At 61.8% G+C, this 20,285-nt stretch carries 10 protein-coding genes; 4 read left to right on the plus strand and 6 right to left on the minus strand.

Annotation, left to right across the window (positions count from 1 at the left end; all coding sequences use genetic code 11):
• Positions 1-259: 259 nt before the first annotated feature.
• Positions 260-1,978, minus strand: a complete 1,719-nt coding sequence (locus BUS42_RS34305) for a tetratricopeptide repeat protein (protein ID WP_074315687.1) — start codon at positions 1,976-1,978, stop codon at positions 260-262.
• A 379-nt stretch (positions 1,979-2,357) separates the two neighbouring features.
• Here BUS42_RS34305 and BUS42_RS34310 point away from each other — a divergent pair, with 379 nt between their 5' ends.
• The 3 genes from BUS42_RS34310 to BUS42_RS34320 all read left to right on the plus strand — a co-directional run bounded on the left by BUS42_RS34310 (position 2,358) and on the right by BUS42_RS34320 (position 10,603).
• Positions 2,358-5,768, plus strand: coding sequence for a hypothetical protein (locus tag BUS42_RS34310; RefSeq protein WP_254053979.1), 3,411 nt, complete (start codon positions 2,358-2,360; stop codon positions 5,766-5,768).
• 301 nt (positions 5,769-6,069) lie between these two features.
• Positions 6,070-9,171 (plus strand): PSD1 and planctomycete cytochrome C domain-containing protein, encoded by a 3,102-nt coding sequence (locus BUS42_RS34315; RefSeq protein WP_074314655.1) that lies wholly within the window; start codon positions 6,070-6,072, stop codon positions 9,169-9,171.
• A 4-nt stretch (positions 9,172-9,175) separates the two neighbouring features.
• Positions 9,176-10,603, plus strand: coding sequence for a DUF1501 domain-containing protein (locus tag BUS42_RS34320; protein WP_074315690.1), 1,428 nt, complete (start codon positions 9,176-9,178; stop codon positions 10,601-10,603).
• 76 nt (positions 10,604-10,679) lie between these two features.
• On the opposite strand, the gene BUS42_RS34325 is transcribed toward BUS42_RS34320, so the two are convergent.
• The gene (locus BUS42_RS34325; RefSeq protein ID WP_074314657.1) at positions 10,680-11,783 is read right to left on the minus strand and encodes an alpha/beta hydrolase family protein; all 1,104 of its coding nucleotides are present in this window, start codon (positions 11,781-11,783) and stop codon (positions 10,680-10,682) included.
• Between the two features lie 107 nt (positions 11,784-11,890).
• Positions 11,891-13,789, minus strand: a complete 1,899-nt coding sequence (locus BUS42_RS34330) for a CocE/NonD family hydrolase (RefSeq protein ID WP_074314659.1) — start codon at positions 13,787-13,789, stop codon at positions 11,891-11,893.
• 309 nt (positions 13,790-14,098) lie between these two features.
• Here BUS42_RS34330 and BUS42_RS34335 point away from each other — a divergent pair, with 309 nt between their 5' ends.
• Complete coding sequence (locus BUS42_RS34335; protein WP_074314661.1) at positions 14,099-14,542, plus strand: acyl-CoA thioesterase; 444 nt, start codon at positions 14,099-14,101, stop codon at positions 14,540-14,542.
• 144 nt (positions 14,543-14,686) lie between these two features.
• Here the strand turns inward: BUS42_RS34335 and BUS42_RS34340 are convergent, their stop codons facing one another.
• The 3 genes from BUS42_RS34340 to BUS42_RS34350 form a co-directional block, all read right to left on the minus strand.
• Entirely contained in the window at positions 14,687-15,931 is a 1,245-nt protein-coding gene (locus BUS42_RS34340; protein ID WP_083670968.1) for an anion transporter, read from the minus strand.
• A 434-nt stretch (positions 15,932-16,365) separates the two neighbouring features.
• A complete protein-coding gene (locus BUS42_RS34345) occupies positions 16,366-18,015 on the minus strand; it encodes an FAD-dependent oxidoreductase (RefSeq protein ID WP_074314667.1) in 1,650 nt (549 codons plus the stop codon).
• A gap of 234 nt (positions 18,016-18,249) precedes the next feature.
• Positions 18,250-19,653 carry a sigma-54-dependent transcriptional regulator gene (locus BUS42_RS34350; RefSeq protein WP_074314670.1) on the minus strand — a complete coding sequence of 468 codons (1,404 nt, stop codon included), beginning with the start codon at positions 19,651-19,653 and terminating at the stop codon, positions 18,250-18,252.
• Positions 19,654-20,285: the final 632 nt, after the last annotated feature.

Consider the following 20,285-nt stretch of genomic DNA (forward strand, 5'->3'; position numbering starts at 1 on the left):
TCGAGTCTGTCGCAAGGAAACTGGGCCGTCTGTCGGCCCCAGAGGCCGATATTCGCGGGAGAAACGCGTTCGCATGCTCGGCGTGCGGATGCCGTTCTGGCCACTCTACGGCCCCATCCGCCGGGAACGACGACGCGGAGCGTCGCGGACGGCATTCCCACGCAGCGCGTGGGAATGAGATCCCGAGTTCTTAGCTACAAGCTCTTGGGTTATCAACAAAATCGAACCAATAAATTTACGCGTAAAGCTTTATTGCTATTTATTCGCCTTGATTTCCCGCTCCAAACGGGCTTGTGATGATCAGGCCGTTCCGTTTTCCCGGGTCGAGAGTCGGACCGAATGAGTTGAGCAGGGGAAGTGGTCCGGCGATTAGCGATGGTACGGCACGGCGACCCGCGGCACGACGCCGTTCGGTGCCATCGGGATTGACCGGACCACCTGGGTTCAATCGCCCGGCCGACGCACTCCCTGCCGAGAGAGATCGTTCGACCACGTTCGGGGCCCGGCCGACCCTGAGCAATCGATGCGCCTCGGGTTCAGAAGGAGTCGCGGTTGGCAGGTTGATCACGGTCCCCATCGACGGGACGAGACTTGCCATGGCGACGTCGCAGAGTACGGTGCTTGAAGAGTTGGTTCGGGGAGTGGGCGTGGGCGTCGAGCTTGCTGGAACCGGGTATGGCGTCGGTTCAGGAGTGATCGGTAGCGCGCGTGCCATGGGTTGAGGCACAACCGTTCGCGGCCGATCAGCATACGCTGCGCGGCGCTGCGGCAGATCAGCCATGACGAGCCGAGCCCGGGCCGCCGCCAGAGCGAGTGGTTGGCCCAGCGACTCACCGAGGAACTCGTAGAGTTCGGCCCAATCATGGTCGCTCAGCGAGTCGCCTGCTTCAATGAAAATCAGGAGGTTGGCGAGCGCGTGCGTCCCGTCCACGAGGCTCTCGGTCTGAGCCGGAAGTTCGAGCCAGTGTCCCGATTCGATCGTGTCGCGGAGCTGCCTCGCTTGTTCTTGACACTCGCGAAGCGGAGGAAATACTTCGTGGCGCACGAAGGTCAGCGCGAAGACCCGGTCGAGGACCGTCAGGGCTTCCCTCCTGAGCTGCTCGCGCTCGACCTGGTGGCGCTCCGCGTCGGCCAGGTCGTCGAGGATCGACGCCAGGTCCTGGAGGGTGCCGAGCGTGATCGCGGGCGGGTTGGGAACGCGTAACGACTCGATACGCTCCACCGCCTCGCCCTGGAGCGTGTCGAACCGTTTGCGACAATCCCACAAATCCAGGACGCATCCCCGAGGTGGTGGCGCTCCAACGGAGCTCATCAATCGCGCGGCCGACGCGAGCGTTTCGCCGAGCCTCTGGAATTGGCTCGAGAGCACCACGAGGTCGTCCGAAAGATCGCGACCGATGGGCTGACCGTTCGATGGGGCGGCCCGGGCGAGGAATGGCCGGATCAGCGCTTGGGCTCCAGCCCAGTCTCCTCGATGGCGCAGAATGCGAACCAACTCTTTCCGACCCTGGACCGACTCGGGATGATCCGGTCCGAGCGCGTCGTAGCGGATCGCAAGCGCTTCACGGAGGCAGCGTTCGGCATCATCAAGTGCATCACGCCGCCAGAGCATGCCGGCAAGACAGGTCAAGCTGACCGCGTAATCGGGGTGGGACCGTCCCAGGACCGCCCCCCGAATCCCCAGCGACCTTCGGAACAGGCCTTCGGCTGCAACCCGGTCGCCCTGGAGGAATCGAAGCTCGGCGAGCATGCTCAAGCCGAGGGCGAAGTCGGCATGTTGCTGGCCGACGACCTGGTTCTGCAAGTCCAGGAGCTGACGAACCTTCTGCTCCGCGCCGCCGTATTGTCCCAGGGTGAAGAGTCGCTCGGCCTCGTTCTGAAGCCACTGGGCAAACTCTTCGTACGAATCCTCATGCGGGGCGGCCGGATCGCGGGGTGGTCCAGCCGCCAACTCAGCGTCCTGGCCGACGGGAGCCACGGGGAGTTCCCCATCGGTTGAATCACCGCGGCGTGCCGTTCCATTGGATTCGGTCGAAAACGCGATCATAGCCGACAATGACCCTGGTCCGCTTCGTGTCGAAACCTACCCTACGTCTTATCGGCGTTGCGGCGGTCGCGAACCCGGAAATTCCAAAGAAGATGAATTTCCGGCACCACTCTATTTTGGGGCGCATTTGGCGACCCACAAGGAATTTAGCGAATCAGACCACTGGCCAACCTGCGAGACCACGAGGGATGATCGTGTTCGTCAACTCGCTCAAGGGTCGTCCACGAAGCATTTCGGAGCTGACGCCTCGCCAGCGAACGGGACGGGGCAGGTTTGGCCATGCGGGTTCAAGCAACTCGAACAGACGTTCTTGGCTGATGAGACCGGGGCGGATACGATGCGTCTGTTCCGCAGTCGCGAGGAGATCCGCAAGCCGATGATGGACGCCGGTGGTGATTGCTCGATCGATGTCACTGAACTCGAACGGATTCTCCGTGCCACCGATCCCGGGGCCTTCCTCGTCCCCCCACGGATCCTCCGCCGAGTCATCAAGAGCGACCTCGGACTGGCGCGAGTCGGGGTTCATGTCCCTCCTCGACGCCTCTACGTGTCCACTGGCAACTCACTCCGAGGGGTCGTTTCCGGGGAGGAGCTCGGGATCGATAAGTCGGGGGTCGGATGGCCGTCCGTTGCTATCCTGCTCGAGCGACCGACGACGGAAGACCTGGCGCTCTCGAGTCGCGCGGCGATTCTGGAGGACTACTGGCGTCTGCTGTTTCATGCCCGCGTTCAGGTCGGCATGGAGTGCTCGCTCGCTCGCGAGCGCACGTTCGACAACGCCATTCGAAAACGCATCGAACGGATTGGAACGATCGAATTCGAGGAGGTTCGCTCGATCCTCCGTCAGGAGGGTCTCCTCCTGGCTCTGTCCGACGATCGGTCGGTCCTGATCGCGTTCGGCGCTTACTTCCTGGAGCTGCAACGCTTCGCCCCCGGCCTCTTGGCACACACATTTCCCGCGATCGAAGATCCGACATCGGTCGAGACTCTGCTCGCCGAGCTTGTCGATGTCGAGGCGGTCTATCAAGCCACGCGGCTGGAAGGCGCCGTCGATCCGGTGATCGAGACGATCCCGGGTTCGAGCGATGAGGAGGGCGATGACAACGGTGAGTTCGAGCCCGAGCCACGCGACGATTGGCCGATTGAAACCGCCACGGGAGTCTCTCGGCGCCTGATCGATCGGGCCGATGCGATTGCCGCGCAGGGAAACCTCGTTCGCGCGGCGATCCTCCGCACCGAAGCGGCGCGACGCACCACCCCGGAACTCGCCGAGTCGATCCGATCGGGGGCTCGAAGTGAGCTCGACCACCTGATTCGCCGGCTCCAGCGCGCCCTGGCCTTCGACGAGTCCGAGGCCGAGCGCTGGCGACGCGCCTTGCCCTCACTCCTCGATCGGTCAGCCCGAGGGTTCTGGACCCCCGAGGCGCGCCTGCTTTACGACCTTCAAAAAGTCTGCGTCGACCACGAACGCGAGGTCTACGCCACCGACCTTGTGGGGTGGATCGCCTCGTGGGGTCGCCGTCCGATTCGCCGCGTTCAGCCCTACCTCCGCGAAGTCATGATCGCCAACCACCTGAGGAGTGCCTCGAAACGGCTCGCCTCAACCCGGCTGCGTGGCGAGGATCGGACCCGGATGGCGGCGCTGCTGCACGCGTCCGTCAATCGTTCCGAAGTGGTCCTGCGAGATCGGCTCCGCGGTCCGATCGACGCCACGCTGACCCGGACGGGGTTCAAGCCGAGGAACCTGCCCGAACGCGTCGCCTACCGCAAGTTGGTCGAGGAGTTGCTCGACCGGATCGCCAGCCGAGGTTTCCTCTCGCTCGGTGACCTCCGCGATGCCTGCTCGCGCGGCAACCTCAAAATGCCCGACCTCTCCGGCCCTCGCGAATTCCTTGAGGGCGACCGCTTGCTCAGGGCCGACGAGGCGCTCTCGAAATCGCTCGACGGCGTGTACCGCCAGGGAGAAGTCTATCTTCGATGGCTCCAACGATTCAGCTCGTTGGCATTCGCGACCTCCATCGGCCGATTTCTCACTTCGTACGTCGCGATGCCGTACGGAGGAGCGTTTCTCATTCTCGAAGGGCTCCAGCATATCATCGGCCCCCTCGTTCATTTATTGGGGGGCGGACATATTCACATTATGAATATTCCGTCACTGCTGATTCTGGGAACCGTGGCGCTTGGCGTGCTCGATTTTCCCAATTTCCGCCAGGGATTCTTGTTGGCCATTCGGGTCGTTGGCCGTGGTCTTCGAATGGTCTTCTTTGATTCGCTCGCCTGGGTCCTCCGACAGCCGCTGCTCCGCTTCCTCTTCGTCGGCCGGTTCGCTTCTCTAGTTTGGCGATTTCTGCTCAAACCAGCGATAGTCACGGCACCTGTCTGGGTCCTGGCGAAGCCGATGGGCCTGGGGCAGCAAGCGGTCGCCCTACTTTCCGCGACCGTCTTCGTCACCTCAATTCTCGTGATCAATTCACGGCTTGGCCGAGACTTCGAGGAGATTGTCGCGGACGAAGTGGTCCGGACTTGGAAGCAACTCTATCGCGACATCGTTCCGGGAATTTACCGGATCATCGTCCGCACCTTCGACACGGTTCTCGAGACGGTTGACCGCTTTCTTTACGCCGTCGACGAATGGCTCCGGTTCCGATCCGGCCAGACCAAGTTCATGCTCGCCTCGAAAGCGCTGCTGGGGGCCGGCTGGTTTTTTGTCGCCTACTTGGTCCGAATCTATGTCAATTTGCTTATCGAGCCTCAAGTCAATCCGATCAAGCATTTCCCGGTCGTCACCGTCTCACACAAGATTATTTTGCCGCTCTCACTGACGTTGACAAGAATTCTTGCCGCGCCCCTCATGCCCCTAGGCAAGGTGGTGGCAAACTTCATCGCCGGGACGACCGTGGTCTTGTTGCCGGGGGTATTCGGATTCCTGGTCTGGGAGCTCAAGGAGAATTGGCGACTCTATCGCGCCAATCGCCGCGAGACGCTCGGGCCGATAGCGGTCGGCAGTCATGGCGAGACCATCGGCCGACTGCTCCGCCCTGGCTTCCACTCGGGAACGATCCCGAAGTTGTTCACGAAGCTCCGCAAGGGGGAGAGGCGCTGGCTTCGCGAGGGCCGGGAGAAGGGAGTCATCAAACAGATCGAGGCGCTCCACCACGTCGAGGAAGCCCTCCGCCAGTTCATCGAACGTGAGTTCCTGGCCTTGCTTCGCGAGAGTCGGACGCTTGGCTCGATGGAGATCGAGGTTTCCGCACTGAGGCTGGCGACCAATCGCATCTCGTTTGAGCTCTCGTCACGCGAGGAGAGTACCGACGTGATCCGGATTGAATTCGTTGAACAGGCGGGTAACCTGATCGCGGAAGTCGCCGAGCCGGGCTGGCTCTCTGACCTTTCCGACGTGCGCCGACAAACGCTGACGACCGCGATCGTCGGCTTGTATAAACTGAGTGGAATTGATCGGATCCGCGTACAATCCAGCGACCAAACCGCCCGGAACGCGCCCCCGAACGAACGAGCCGGCGCTCAGTCCGTCCTTATCCCCTTCCAGCGAATCACCGTCTCCTGGAAAACCTGGGTCGAAGCCTGGGAAAAGAAACTGTCGTCAACCTCCCTCGACCCGAACTTCACCGAAGGCCTTGGCATTCTGCCGCCGACAACCCAAGCTGGGAAGCGTCCCTCCCGCTCCCCCTCCCGACGAACCGAGAACGAACACCACGGCTAACTCCCGAATCACAATGCCGGCGTTGGGATGCCGGCCTTCGTAGGGTGGGCACGACCCACCAATAAATTAACGATTATTAATATAATAGTTTGACGAAATCGTCCCGCCCTCTTTGGGGAAACAAGTGGTCCCTTGAATCATTTGCAACCCCCAAGGCATCCACCCTGCCAAAGCTCGTGATCCTGGTTTGGGCGACTTGTGGGGTGATCGTATCTGACAAGGTTGTGCCAATGGACCGCGATCCTTGATAGAATGTGGGACATAACGGCGAACGGCTCACAGTCGCGAGGAATCAGGCACAATGACTGGCCACCGGTTGCGCGGGACGTGGTTGATTTTGCTCGGGTTGCTGAGTTCAAGTCGGGTGATCCTGGCTGATCCAGCCAAACCTCCCGAGACCGGCGCAAAGGCCCCGGTCGATTTCGACCGTCAAATCCGCCCGATCCTTTCGGATACCTGCTTCAAATGCCACGGGCCCGACGCGGCCGAGCGCCAGGCCGACCTGAGGCTTGACCTCCGCGATGCCGCTTTACTGCCGGCCGAATCGGGTAAGCCCGCGATCGTCCCCGGCCAGCCTGAAGAAAGCAGCCTGGTCAAGCGGGTCTTTTCGACGCGTAAGAGTTTCATGATGCCACCGCCCGAGAGCAACCGAACGCTCACGGCCGAACAGCGGTCCCTCTTGCGTGATTGGATCGCCGAAGGGGCGAAATACCAGACCCACTGGTCGTTGACCGCGCCCGTTCGTTCTCCCCTACCGGTCGTGAACGATCGCGCTTGGCCGCGAAACGCGATCGATCACTTTATCCTCGCGAAACTGGAGTCGGAAAAACTTCGCCCCTCGTCTCAAGCCGACCGGACGACCTTGATCCGCCGGCTGACTCTCGACTTGACCGGCCTCCCCCCGACCCCGCGCGAGGTCGACGCCTTCCTGGCCGACCGCCACGCAGATGCCTACGAGCGACTCGTGGATCGGTTGCTGAACTCGGGCCGCTACGGCGAGCGCATGGCGCTTGATTGGCTCGATGCATCACGCTATGCCGATACGCACGGCTATCATATCGACAGTGGTCGAGACATGACGCTCTGGCGAGACTGGATCATCGACGCCTACAACCGCAACCTCCCCTTCGACCGCTTCACGGTGGAACAGCTTGCCGGTGACTTACTCCCGAATCCGTCGCTCTCCCAGCAAGTGGCCAGCGGATTTAATCGCAATCACATGATCAATTTCGAGGGGGGAGCGATCCCCGAGGAGTATCAAACCGCCTACGTCATCGACCGGGTGAACACGACGGGGACGGTCTGGCTCGGCCTCACCATCGGCTGCGCTCAGTGCCACGACCACAAGTTTGATCCGTTGACGCAGAAAGAATACTACCAGCTCTACGCCTTCTTCAATAACCTGCCTGAAAACGGGCTCGACGGCCGCAAAGGGAACGCGGAGCCGATGATTCCCGTCCCAAGTCGCGCCCAAACCGCCGCACTTGCCGACCAGGTTTCGGCCATTGGGAACCTCGAGCGGCGAATCAACGAGCCGATGGCGACTGTCGACGATCAACAGGCGCAGTGGGAACGTTCGCTAAGGCAACCGCTCGCGCCCGAATGGGTGGTCCTCAACCCCGACGCGATGACCACGAGAGCGGGCACCACGCTTGAGGCCCTCGAGGATCGGTCGATCGTGGCTCGAGGCGCCAACCCGGACAGCGACGCCTACACGCTCTCCGGCCCCGCTCCTCGGCAGCCGATCACGGCGATCCGGCTTGAAACGCTTCCCGACGCTTCCCTGGCAGGCAATGGTCCGGGACGCTCGATCAATGGGAATGTTGTGCTCACGGAGGTGCGCTTCGACGCGGGAGCGCCGCTGAAAATCAAGTCGGTGTATGCCGACTACAGTCAGGAAGAACATCCGGCGCGTCTCGCGATCGATGGCCGCAAGTCGACCGGCTGGTCCCTCTTCCCCGAGGTGGGCAAACCGCACTTCCTGATCTTCGTGCTCGATCAGCCACTCGTCGCCAAGGAAGGGACGAGGTTGTCGACCACACTCGAGTTCGACTCCCCCTGGGAGCGCCACCAACTCGGCAAATTTCGGCTCTCCGTCACCTCGGCGGAATGGGCCCCCGAGTGGCAAAAGCTCCCTGAGAAGCTCGCCCGGATCATTGCAATCCCCGACGAACAGCGCACTCCGGCGGATGCGAGTGCGCTCCGAACCTATTATCGGTCCAATGTTTCGGACGTATGCAGGCCCTTGAATCAGCAACTCACGGCACTCAAGAAGGCACACGCCGACCTCGAGAAGTCGATTCCGACGACGATGGTCATGCGTGAGATGAGCAAGCCAAGGGATACCTACTTGCTCGAGCGTGGCCAGTACGACAAGCACGGGGAGAAGGTCGTGGCTGGGACTCCGGCCAGCTTGCCGCCACTTCCGAACGATGGTCCGGCCACGCGACTCGACCTCGCCCGCTGGCTCGTCGATCCGTCGCACCCGCTGACCGCGCGGGTGACGGTCAACCGACTCTGGCAGACGATCTTCGGGACCGGCCTGGTGGAAACCTCTGACGACTTCGGCTCGCAAGGGGCACTTCCGAGTCACCCTGAGTTGCTCGATTGGCTGGCCGTCGAATTCCGCGAAGGGTGGGACGTGAAGGCGATGATCCGCTTGTTCGTCACCTCGGCGACCTATCAGCAGTCGTCTTTCAGTTCCCCTGAGGTCATTGCGCGTGACCCTGGCAATCGCCTGCTGGCTCGGGGAGTCCGGCACCGACTCCAGGCCGAGTTCATCCGGGACCAGGCGTTGGCGGTGAGCGGCTTACTCGACCACCGAGTCGGCGGAAAAAGCGTTTCCCCCTATCAGCCCGCGGGGCTCTGGGAAGAGCTGGCCTCCCGCCTCGACGGCGAGAACTGGACCGCGCAGACTTACGAGCAGAGCCGCGGCCGCGACCTCTATCGCCGAACGATGTATACCTTCTGGAAGCGGACCTCGCCACCGCCGACCCTCGTCACCTTCGATGCCCCCGATCGCGAGACCTGCACGGTCCGGCGCTCCCGTACCAACACGCCGCTCCAGGCTCTCGTCCTGATGAACGACCCCACTTATGTCGAGGCCTCGCGAAAGCTCGCCGAACGAATGATCCTCGAAGGCGGCTCGACCCCCGAATCGCGAATCAATTTCGCGTTTCGCCTGGCCACCGCCCGACGCCCGACCGCCGCCGAGCTTGAGGTGCTCAGCGAACTGTTCGAGGCCCAACGATCCGCGTTTCGTCACGACGTCGAGGCCGCCTTGAAACTGCTCGGCGTCGGCGAGTCGCGCCGAAATGGCGACCTTGATGTCCCGGAACTGGCCGCCTGGTCGATGGTCGCCAGCGCAATCTTGAATCTCGATGAGACCGTCACGAAGGGCTAACATGATGGACCCGCACGTCGAGCAACAGATGCTGCAGACTCGTCGCCAGTTCTTTGGCCGGACCGCGTCGGGACTGGGCGCGACGGCCTTGGCTTCGCTCTTGAACCCGGGGCTGTTGTCGGCATCGACCCACTTCGCGCCCAAAGCGAAGCATGTCATCTATCTCTTTATGTCAGGTGGCCCTTCGCATATCGATTTGTTCGACCACAAGCCGAAGCTCGAAGCGCAACACGGCAAGGAGCTGCCCGGGTCGATCCGGATGGGTCAGCGGATCACGGGAATGACGTCCGGCCAGAAGTCGTTCCCTTGCGTGGCCCCGATGTTCAAGTTCGCCCAGCATGGTCAGGCGGGCACCTGGGTCAGCGAACTCCTGCCGCACACCGCGACCGTCGTCGATGATATCGCGGTCATCAAGACGCTGAACACCGAGGCGATCAACCACGACCCCGCGACCACTTACATCCAGACCGGGCACCAGCAGCCGGGCCGGCCGAGCCTGGGGGCCTGGCTCGACTACGGTCTGGGCGGCGAGAATGACAACCTTCCCACATTCATTGTCTTGATCTCGCAAGGGAGCGGCAACAAAACGGATCAGCCGATCTTCTCGCGACTCTGGGGAAGCGGTTTCCTGCCCACCCAACATCAAGGGGTCCGGTTCCGCTCGGGGGACGACCCGGTCCTCTACCTCTCGAATCCGCCCGGTGTCGACCCGCAAACCCGTCGGAGAATGCTCGACGGCGTCGGCCGGCTCAACCGGATGGCGGCCGACTCGTTCGGTGACCCGGAGATCAATACCCGGATCGCCCAGTACGAGATGGCATACCGGATGCAGACCTCGGTACCCGACTTGACCGACCTGTCGGGCGAACCCAAGTCGACCATCGCCATGTACGGCATCGACGACAAGGGGGTGGACGGAGGTTTCGCGCGGAACTGCCTGCTTGCCCGGCGGATGGTCGAACGTGGCGTCCGCTTCGTGCAACTCATGCACCGCGGCTGGGACCAGCATAACAACTTACCGAACCAGATCCGCGGTCAGTGCAAGGACGTCGACCAGCCCGCGGCAGCCTTGATCAAAGATCTCAAGATGCGCGGCCTACTCGACGAAACCCTGGTCATCTGGGGAGGTGAGTTCGGCCGGACCGTGTACAGCCAAGGGGCTCTGACCAAGGATAATTACGGCCGCGACCACCACGGACGCTGCTTCACCATGTGGATGGCCGGCGGCGGGATCAAGCCTGGGATCTCTTACGGCGAGACCGACGACTTTTGCTACAACATCGTCCAGGACCCCGTCCACATCCACGACTTCAATGCCACAATCCTCCACTGCCTGGGGATCGATCACACCAAGCTGACCTTTAAATTCCAGGGGCGAGACTTCCGACTCACCGACGTGCACGGCAACGTCGTGAAAGGCCTTCTCGCCTGAGGACTGCCGTCGCAAAGGACGACCGTTCATAGACAGGGAGGAAGGTCGCTCGTACATGCCGTAATCCATGCCAACATCACGGCTGTTTATCCTTGGGCTTCGTGGACGCGAGCCAACGGGTGAACCAGTCGAGCGCTGCCTGGTGTTGGTCGGGAGTGACCGCGTGGGCCACCCCTTCGGCCACAAGGATTCGCAGGTGGTCGGAGGCTCCCTCGGCTTGATACGCCGCCTCGGCCGCGGAGAAGGCGAGCCTGGCGCCACCGATTGGACAGTTCGGATCGCGGTCCCCGTTCAGAATCAACAAGGGCCGTCCCGCGAAGAGTCGGAGCATGCTCGGGCAGTCGAAGTCGGAGAGGATGCCGGGGATGACCTTGTTCCAGAGGGCGCGACAGACCCGTGCGTTGACGTCGGCTTCCCCCAGGTCCTTCGCCGCGGCCTGATGGGCGGCGCCGATCGACCGCGCTCGTCCTTGCCACTGCTCGTTTTGAAGGCTCCACCGAAAGCTCTGCACGGCGATCGCCGGTACCGCCACGGCCACTCGCTCGTCGACCGCTGCGGCGAGCCAGGTCTCGATCCCTCCCATGCTGATCCCGATCATGCCAAATCGCTTCGCGTCCACGTCCGCTCGGGTTTCGAGGTAGTCGAGGGTCCGCCAAACGTCCCAGCAAGTGTCATAGTAAAACGGATGCTCCTGCGGCGCGCCGGGCTTCGACCTCCAAGCCCGGGTAATCGCCTTGTTGTAGGCGTCGGCCCCCACCGACCCCCCTGCCCGCTCACCGTGGTAACGTGCATCAATCGCGACGCCGATGATCCCACGTTCCGCGAGCTCGACCAGCCACGACTTCATCTTCTCCTTGTCGCCGCCGGTCCCGTGCAGCACGATCACGGCCGGTAACGGCTCCTTGGACGCCGGGGGGCGAACGACCAAGACGGGCACGCGCTCCACCTGGCCATCGGCCCGATTCTCGGAGGCGAAACTGAGCCGTTCCGTCGTGAATCCGTCCGGACTGGTTTCCGACCGCTCAACCTTGAGGTCGAGCGGAACCTTCGGCCGGTCGAGCATCGTTAAAAACGCTTTCCTGACCTCTGACGGAGACCTCAACGGCTTCGACTTGGTCTCGGCCGGCGCGACCTGGGCCAAGATCACCAGGGCGAGTGCATAACTGGAGTGAGTGAGCATGGAGGCCTCAAAATCATAGGGCTGGGGTCAGGTCCGCGGAACGCGGGATCTGACCCCGAACCAAGTTCAACGCATCAAGTTTTCCGTGGCTCATTGCCCAATCATCGTTAGGGAAGAACGAGCACCTCGAGTTGCGAAGGGTGGTTCTTCGACCGATAGACCTTCTGTGTGGCCTTCTGGAAGTCCGACTCCTTGGCAGCGTAGATATCCATGAATTTCTGGGGGTTCCGGTCCACGAGCGGGAACCAGGAGCTCTGGATCTGAACCATGACCCGATGGCCGGGCCGGAAGGTGTGGCCGGTGTCGGGGAGAGCAAAATTCACCGAGGCGGGCTGGTCGGGCGTGAACGCCTCGGGGCAATCGAGGCCGTTGCGGAACTTGCCGCGCATGACGTCACCGCGAACCAGTTGCTGGTATCCTCCCATGCGTTCCCCGGTTGGATTCTTCTCGGGGTCGGGGAAATCGTCGGGGTAAACATCGATCAGCTTGACGACCCAGTCGGAGTCGGTGCCCGAAGTTGAAACATTCAGCTTCACGTTGATGGGGCCGACAATGGTGAGGTCTTCCTCGAGGACGTCGGTCGCGTAGGTGAGCACGTCGGGCCGCCGCGCGGCAAACCGCTGGTCGGCAATCATGTACTCCTTCTTCATCTCGGGCGCGATGTCGGCGATGTAGGGAACCGGCCGGTCAGGATCGCTCACGTATTCGTCGAACGCGGTCGAATCCTGCTCGAGCCCTTCGTTGGTGGAACCGACGATCGCCAGGCGTCCCTTGGGCAGGAGGACGAGCGATCGTGGTTTCGCATCCCGGGGCGGCCACGCCGCGAATCGGTTCCATTCATTCTTGCCGGTGATGAAGACCCAGGCCTCGGGAGGGATCGCGTTCCCTTTATCCTTCAGGTAATGCTCAAAGAATGGGAACTCGATCTTTTCCTGATAGTAGGTGGAGGTTTTCGCATTGAACTGGACCGACCCGAGCGACTCGCCCGTGCCTCGGGCCCAGCCACCGTGAATCCAGGGGCCCATGACGAGCGTGTTCGCGGCGTTGGGCGACTGGGATTCGATGCTTCGATAGGTTTCCAGTGCGCCGAAGAGATTCTCGGCGTCGAACCATCCTCCCACGGTCAGGACCGCGGGTCGAATCTCCTTGAGGTGCTGTCGGAGGTTGCGGGCCTTCCAGAACGCGTCGTAGGTCCCATGTTCCATCAACTCTTTCCAGAACGAGACCTCCCCTTTGAAATGAGTTTTCTCGGCGTTGGAAAGCGGCCCGAGCCGGAGGAAGAACTCATAAGCGTCAGGCGTTCCGTGGTCGAACACGAAGTCGAACTTCTTGGTGGGCTCCGGTCGGGGCCGACCGAACCGTGCCATAAAGTTAAACGCATGCGTCAGGAAGAAGGCACCATTGTGGTGCCAGTCGTCGCCCACGAACCAGTCGGTGACCGGGGCTTGGGGGGACGCCGCCTTGAGCGCGGGGTGCGCGTTGATGAGCGAGGCCGAGGTGTAATACCCGGGATAAGAGATTCCCCAGACCCCGACCCGGCCGTTATGGTTCTCGAGCTTCTTGGTCAGCCAGTCGATCGTGTCCCACGCATCGGTGCTGTCGTCAACGGCCGTGTCGCCGGCTCCCCGCGCGATGTTGGGTCGCACATGGACAAAGTCGCCCTCGGACATCCAGCGCCCCCGGACGTCCTGGTAGACGAAGATGTACCCCTCTTTGGCGAAACTCTCGGAGGGGCCCAGGTCGGGGCGATAGCGATCGACGCCGTAGGGTCGCGCGCTATAAGGGGTCCGATTGATCAGGATTGGATACTTTTGGTCGTGATCCTTGGGAGCATAGACGGACGTGAAAAGAGTCACACCGTCTCTCATCGGAACTTGATAGTCAAACTTGGTGTAATGAGCCTTCACGTACTCCAAACCCTGAGCGGCGACCGGTTGGGCCAGCAGGCCGGTGACAAGCGTGGACAGCAGAAAAGACCAGACCGCGAGTTTACCAGGCGTTCGCATTCGTCATTCCTCGATCGCCAACTTGGTGAGGGCCGTCAACTTCCGTTAGGCCAATGAGTAATGACTAGAAAGTTAGTCCGGCTCACGTTGCGACGCAAGGCATGGCCTCTCGGAAATCGGCGGGGCCGCTCGCTCTCGACCGTACTTTTTTTGGCGACTCCGCGCAGGTTAACGCCTCGGTCGATTCCGCGGACCACGACGGCGCGTCTCGCCGTTGCGTGTCGGAGAGGCACTGGCTAAGGTGGCGGGAAGTGAACTGAACTGAGGATTGGTTTCGTCGCACGTCGCGTCTTGGGGTAGACCTCGATCATGGACTCGAACCCAGCGTTCCCCTCGAAATTCCCGGTCTTCATCACGCTTCCCGTGCAGTGGGGCGATCAGGACGCCTTCGGGCACGTGAACAACACGGTCTACTTTCGCTGGTTCGAGAGTTCCCGGATCGCCTATTTCGAGAGGATCGGTCTCTCCGCGATGATGACCACCGCGAAGGTGGGCCCAATCCTCGCCTCGATCACCTGCGACTATCGTCGGCAGATCCTCTACCCTGAGAGCGTGATCATCGGTGCCAAAGTCACCCGGATCGGACGAACCAGCATCAAAATGGAGCACGAGCTCTTCACTCAGTCGAACCAGGCGCTCGCCGCCGAGGGAAAGTCGACGATCGTCGTCTTCGACTACTCCACCAATCGACCGCACCCCATTCCCGACCCGATCCGTCGCGCGATCGAAGCCCTGGAGGGGGAACGGCTCTGACCCAGATCGACAGAGACAGTGACTGTCGCCACGTTACCGGGTTTTCCGCCCGGCCCCGGGTGGCACAAAAAGGTGATCACTAGAAAATGCTGCTGAGCGTCGTAAGCATGCCCACCATCGCTTCACCGTAAACCGCTGGAGATGTCACGATGAATCGTGAGTGAAAATAAGCCAGGCAACGCCCACGAGGGTCGTCACGATCGTCAAGGGCACGCCGACCTTGAGGTACTCGAGGAATCCCAATTCGGTGCCCGCGCGGCGGGCGTTCTCGACGACGATCAGGTTTGCGACCGAGCCCAGCAGAGTCAGGTTCCCCGCCAGCGTGCTTGACATCGCCAACGCCAGCCAGGCCAACTCCTTCTGCGACATTACTTCCATCAACGGCTTGAACAACAAGACCGCGGGGACGTTGGAGACCAGGTTCGAGAGGATGAGCGACAACCCGCTCACAAGCACCACCGGCGATTGTCGCAGGTCATGCCAGCCTTCGATTCCCCAGGTCTGCACCACGACCACCTCGAAGGCGTGAACGACGACGAACAGGCCGGTGAACATGACCAACAGTGGCCAATCGATGGCGCGGTAGAGCTTTTCCGGGCGTACGCGATCGAGCATCAAGACCGCAGCCGCGATCAGCGCCACCAACGGGATCGGCTTCCCGGCGAAGAAAAAGGCCACGGTCATGATGGTCACCACAATGCCCTTGATCAAAAGGCGGCGATGCGTCCGGGGCCGAGGAGCCTCGTCGATCTCGACCGTCCGATCTCTCGATCCGCGAAGCGCTTTGCGGTAGACGAACGCGACCACGGCGAAGTTCAGGATCAATCCGATCGCGGCGACCGGAGCGAGTCGAGCAGCGAACCGGAGGTAGGAGATCTGCGAGAGTGACCCGATCATGATGTTCTGCGGGTTCCCCGTGATCGTGGCGACCGACCCGACATTGGAGGCCGTCGCCAGGCCGATAAGGTAGGGGATCGGCGGTCGCTTCAGCCGCTGGCAGAGTTGAAGGACAAGCGGGGTGAGCGCGACACAAACGACGTCATTCACCAGAAACGCCGAGAGAACGCCCGAGAGCGCGATGGTCACCGCGAGCAAGGCAAACGGGCCGGAGAACCGGGCGACGATTTGCTCCGTCGCCAAGGCAAAGAATCCAGCCAACCGGAGGAAGGCAACCATCACCATCATGCCGAACAGGAGGACGATCGTTTCGTAGTCGACTGCCCTGGCGGCATCCGGCATCGTGATTGCGCCGCAGGCGAGCATGGAGGCCGCGCCGACCAGAGCGATCCCGGCCCTGTCGATCCGTAACCCGGGGATCTTGCCGAGTGCGAGGGCGAAATAAGTCAGGCCGAAGATGGTCGAGACCACGGGAATCGAGGCCGATTGCATCGTCACGTGTGAACTTTCCTTCAGCAGGTTGTCAACCCTCTCATCATGTGGCAAGCAACGTTGAAATCATGAGTCCTGTCAGGGTGATGTTGCAAGGTCAGTCGTCGCGGCCATCGGGTTGAGCTCCTCCCGGTGGTGGCCTCGCTCGAAACGAAAACCGAGACGAGTCGCCGACACCGCTCGCCTGGGATGCAATGCACGACCGATGCCAGGCCCATAGCGTGCGATTCGCCTGAAATTGAGCAGGTAAGAGCCATAAGAATGGGCGGAACACCCCCACGCATGTGGGGAAGTTCCGCCCATCAGGAAGCGTGCATCGTCTTGGTGCTTGATCGTGTCCGTCGGCAAAGCGCCAGGTGAAATCCGGGAACGCAAGCCGGGCCTCCGCAAAAATCAAGCGTGGCCGGAGGCGGCCGGATCGGTGTGGGATATGCTTATTTCTCGCTCAGATATGCATGGACGAACTGGACGGCCATCGCCCCTTCGCCGACGGCCGAGGCCACCCGCTTGACCGACGAGGAACGCACGTCCCCCGCGGCGAAGACGCCGGGGCGGCTGGTCTCGAGGAAAAAGGGGGCTCGCTTCCCGGCCCTGGCGGTGGACGACTCGAGGTTCGGTCCGGTCCGAATGAACCCTTTGGGATCGCGCTCGACGCTCGAGGAGACCCAGTCGCACCGTGGTACCGCTCCGATGAAACTGAAGACGGCGGGCGTCTCGATCGTGCGCTCCTCCCCGGTCTGGTTATTGACCACATCGACCGCGTCGAGATAGCCATTACCCCGCATCCGCTTGATCTCCGTGTTCCGAAGGACCTCGATTGTGGCCGTTTGCTCGATCCGTCGAACCAGGTACATCGACATCGACTTGGCCAGGTCATCGCCGCGAATCAAGAGGTTGACCTTACGAGCCTGACTGGCGAGAAACACGGCCGCCTGCCCCGCCGAGTTCCCACCCCCGACCACCAGAACCTCGGCGCCGTGGCACATCTGGACTTCGTTGGGAGTCGCCGCGTAGTAGACCCCACAGCCTTCGTATTTGTCACACCCTTCAACGCCCAGTTTGCGATAGTCGGCCCCAGTCGCGATCAGGAGACTTTTGGCGATGACGGTGCCGCCCCCCTCCAAGCTGAGTACGGCATAGGAATTCTCAAATGTTAAACCAATAACCGGCGTCGGGACGGACAACATGGCACCGAATTTGTTGGCCTGCACGACAGCCCGCTCGGTGAGTTCCGCCCCGGTCACTCCGGTGGGGAAACCGAGATAATTCTCGATCCGCATGCTCCGGCTCGCCTGCCCACCCGCCGCGGTCCGCTCCAGAATGACCGTGCTCAACCCTTCGGACGCGCCGTAGACGGCGGCGGCAAGCCCCGCGGGCCCCGCCCCAACCACCGCGAGGTCATAGACGGTCTGATCCGGCGTGCGGCGCAGGCCGATCGTCTCCGCCAACTCGAGGTTCGACGGGTTGCGATGTAGCATGAATTGGCCGCAGATCACTACCGGCGTTTCGGCTTCCGTGACGCCGAATTGCTTGAGCATCGCGACGACCTGCTGATCGGCCTCAAGGTCGAGCCAGGTGAAGAGCACCCGGTTCCGGGCCAGGAAGTCGCGGATCCGGAACGTATCTTGCGAATAACGCGAGCCGAGCACGCGGAGTCCCGTAAATTCTCCCGACTCGCGGAGGAGTTGTCGGCGGGCGATGAACGCCTGGAGAATCAAGTCCCCCAGGTCGGGACAACGGTTGAGGACTTGACGAAGCGACGATGTCGAAATCCCGAAGACTTCCGTCTCACCTCGCGCATAACCGCTCACCAACGAGCCCGCGCCCGATAGCAGCGATTCGTCACCGCTAAACTCGCCTCGGGAATGAACGGTCAGGATCCTCGGCATATCGCCTGACTCGTCGCGAACCTCGATCTGGCCGGACTTGACGACGAAGAATTGGGAGTTGCGGGCACCCACCTTGAAGAGGGCTTGGCCATCCTGAAAACGCGTGAGTTTCGCCTCGGTGCATTCCGCGAGCGAACTGATCTGGGACTCACTCAGTGCGGGAAATGCGGCGGCGTGTAGATCATGACTGGCCATTGGGGAGCGTCTCCAACCTGAGCCAGGTGGCTTCACCGTCTCAAAAAGAATCCTTGGGCCTGTGTCGGCAAATCCAGTTCCACCGGATCGACAAACCACCCACGCTATCCTACGCAAGGTATCAAGGTCGCCAGGAGGGGGTGGCCCAGAGGTGAGAGGATGGCGACCTTGTCCGTGTCAGTGTAGCTACGGCCCACGGATCTGGATACGTTTGAGCAGGAACATCAGCAACGATCAGGCAGACAAATCGTCGTCGAGCGGGCTCGGACGGAGTGGGTCATCCATTCCGTAGGTGCGGATCTTCCGCAGCAAGGTCCGCGTGCTGATTCCCAACAGGTCCGCCGTCCGCTGGCGGTTGCCCCCGGTTCGGATCAGGCAATCCTGGATCGCTTCGCGCTCTAACTCCGACAGGGTCACCCCAGGGCGATGTCGATTCACTCCGGGGGGTGGGCTGATGACGCGCACGTTGGGAATCAGATCGGTCGGCAGGAACGCCGAGAGCAAGACGGTCCCGCTGGCGCGGAGCAATGCCTGCTTGAGCACGCTCTGCAATTCCCTCACGTTGCCCGGCCATGAATAGTCACACAACCGTTCCATCGCTTCGGGGTCGACTTCCCGGACCTCGCGGCCAAGCTCGCGACTGAACCGGCGGACGTAAAGCATCACCAGCATCGGCAAGTCGTCGCCCCGCTCACGCAGGGCCGGCAAATGAATCGTGAAAACACCCAACCGGTAATACAGGTCGGGCCTGAATTTCGCCTCTTCACAGTACGCTTTCAGGTCGCGGTGCGTGGCCGCGATCAGGCGAACGTCGGTCCGAACCGTCTCGCTACCACCGACCCGCTCAAACGACTGGTCCTGCATCAGGCGGAGCACCTTGGCCTGGAGCGCCAATGGCATGTCCCCCACCTCGTCGAGAAAGATCGTTCCGCCGGAGCACTGCTCGAACTTGCCGATCCGCCGGCGGTCCGCCCCGGTGAACGCCCCTTTCTCATGACCAAATAACTCACTCTCCAGCAAATTCTCCGGGATCGCAGCGCAGTTGAGCGCCAGAAAGGGCGCCTTGGCCCGAGGCCCGTGCTGATAGATCGCCAGTGCGACCAATTCTTTACCAGTCCCGCTCTCGCCCGTGATTAAGACGGGCACGTCCTGGGCTGCCACTCGTCCGATCGCCTTGTACACCTCGCGCATCGCCGGACAACCGCCGATGATGGCGTCGTTCACGTCGGGGTCGGAATCGGCCTCGGTGACCAGGGCCGGCTCGCGCATCCGTCGCGAAACCTCGAGCGCCTCGCCGACCACCCGCTGCAATTGGCGCAAGTCAAGTGGTTTGAAAAGATAATCATACGCGCCCTGCTGCATAGCTTCAATGGCCGCGTCCGCCGTTCGGGCGGCGGTGATAAAGATGACCGGGATCCGCGCATCGATCCGCCGGATCTCCTGGAAGACCTCGAGCCCGGACTGGTCGGGCAACCGCAGATCAAGGAGCACGACGTCAGGCGGCCTCACACGGATGCGTGTGAGCCCATCCGCCCCAGTGCGCGCCACTTCCACGTGGTGTTCGGGGGCCGGGAACGCCTGGCGCACTTGCGTCGGTACCAGGGCCGGCTCATCATCGACAAGCAATAGTCGGGCCATGACACCACTCTCAGCAATTCGAGTGCATCGTCCCCATGCGCGTTATTCTCAAGGCTACGGCGCGTTGCGCCAAGAGAGAGCAGCTCCAAAGTCGGAAATGAAGCGACGGAGCGAGTGGCCCAATCCTCCGCGCGATCCGACCGGCCCCATCCCCTCGGGCGAGACAAAAAGGTCTCGTCGACTCCATCAAGGCGACAAAGTGTCGCAATATGTTTGCAATCGAACCTCGAACCCAAGCTGAGCACTTCGCTTGCCACAAGTTATTGGGGCACTTAATCTTACTGTAGGTGGTCAAAGACCTTGTGGGCCGACGGTTCGGTCTGGCACGCGGTTTGTCTTTGCAATGGTTAATCGACTCCAATCCGCCGACTGCACGAGCCCCGTTGGCAACCGAACCCGAAACCATGATCCGGGCCGATCCCAAGGGTCGGCCCGGCACAATTGACGCAAAAATGGCACGGAGCACCGCTGTCAACGCGATGACTTCCACCCCAATTTGATAGGATCCTATGGCCGCGGGACTTCGGCCACGGAAGTCTCCCCGCAAGAAATCGCGCCGGCTTGCTCTGATTTCCGTGATTCTCGGTCTGGGTTCCCTCAATGTCATGAAGGACAAGACTTGGGGGAATCCG

Source organism: Singulisphaera sp. GP187, from assembly GCF_900129635.1.
In the GTDB taxonomy this organism is placed as follows: domain Bacteria; phylum Planctomycetota; class Planctomycetia; order Isosphaerales; family Isosphaeraceae; genus Singulisphaera.

Coding starts and splice junctions, on each gene's coding strand:
- BUS42_RS34320 (WP_074315690.1), top strand. CDS start 9,176: ATGGACCCGCACGTCGAGCAACAGATGCTGCAGACTCGTCGCCAGTTC.
- BUS42_RS34340 (WP_083670968.1), bottom strand. CDS start 15,931: ATGCAATCGGCCTCGATTCCCGTGGTCTCGACCATCTTCGGCCTGACT.
- BUS42_RS34315 (WP_074314655.1), top strand. CDS start 6,070: ATGACTGGCCACCGGTTGCGCGGGACGTGGTTGATTTTGCTCGGGTTG.
- BUS42_RS34335 (WP_074314661.1), top strand. CDS start 14,099: ATGGACTCGAACCCAGCGTTCCCCTCGAAATTCCCGGTCTTCATCACG.
- BUS42_RS34350 (WP_074314670.1), bottom strand. CDS start 19,653: ATGGCCCGACTATTGCTTGTCGATGATGAGCCGGCCCTGGTACCGACG.
- BUS42_RS34345 (WP_074314667.1), bottom strand. CDS start 18,015: ATGGCCAGTCATGATCTACACGCCGCCGCATTTCCCGCACTGAGTGAG.
- BUS42_RS34330 (WP_074314659.1), bottom strand. CDS start 13,789: ATGCGAACGCCTGGTAAACTCGCGGTCTGGTCTTTTCTGCTGTCCACG.
- BUS42_RS34325 (WP_074314657.1), bottom strand. CDS start 11,783: ATGCTCACTCACTCCAGTTATGCACTCGCCCTGGTGATCTTGGCCCAG.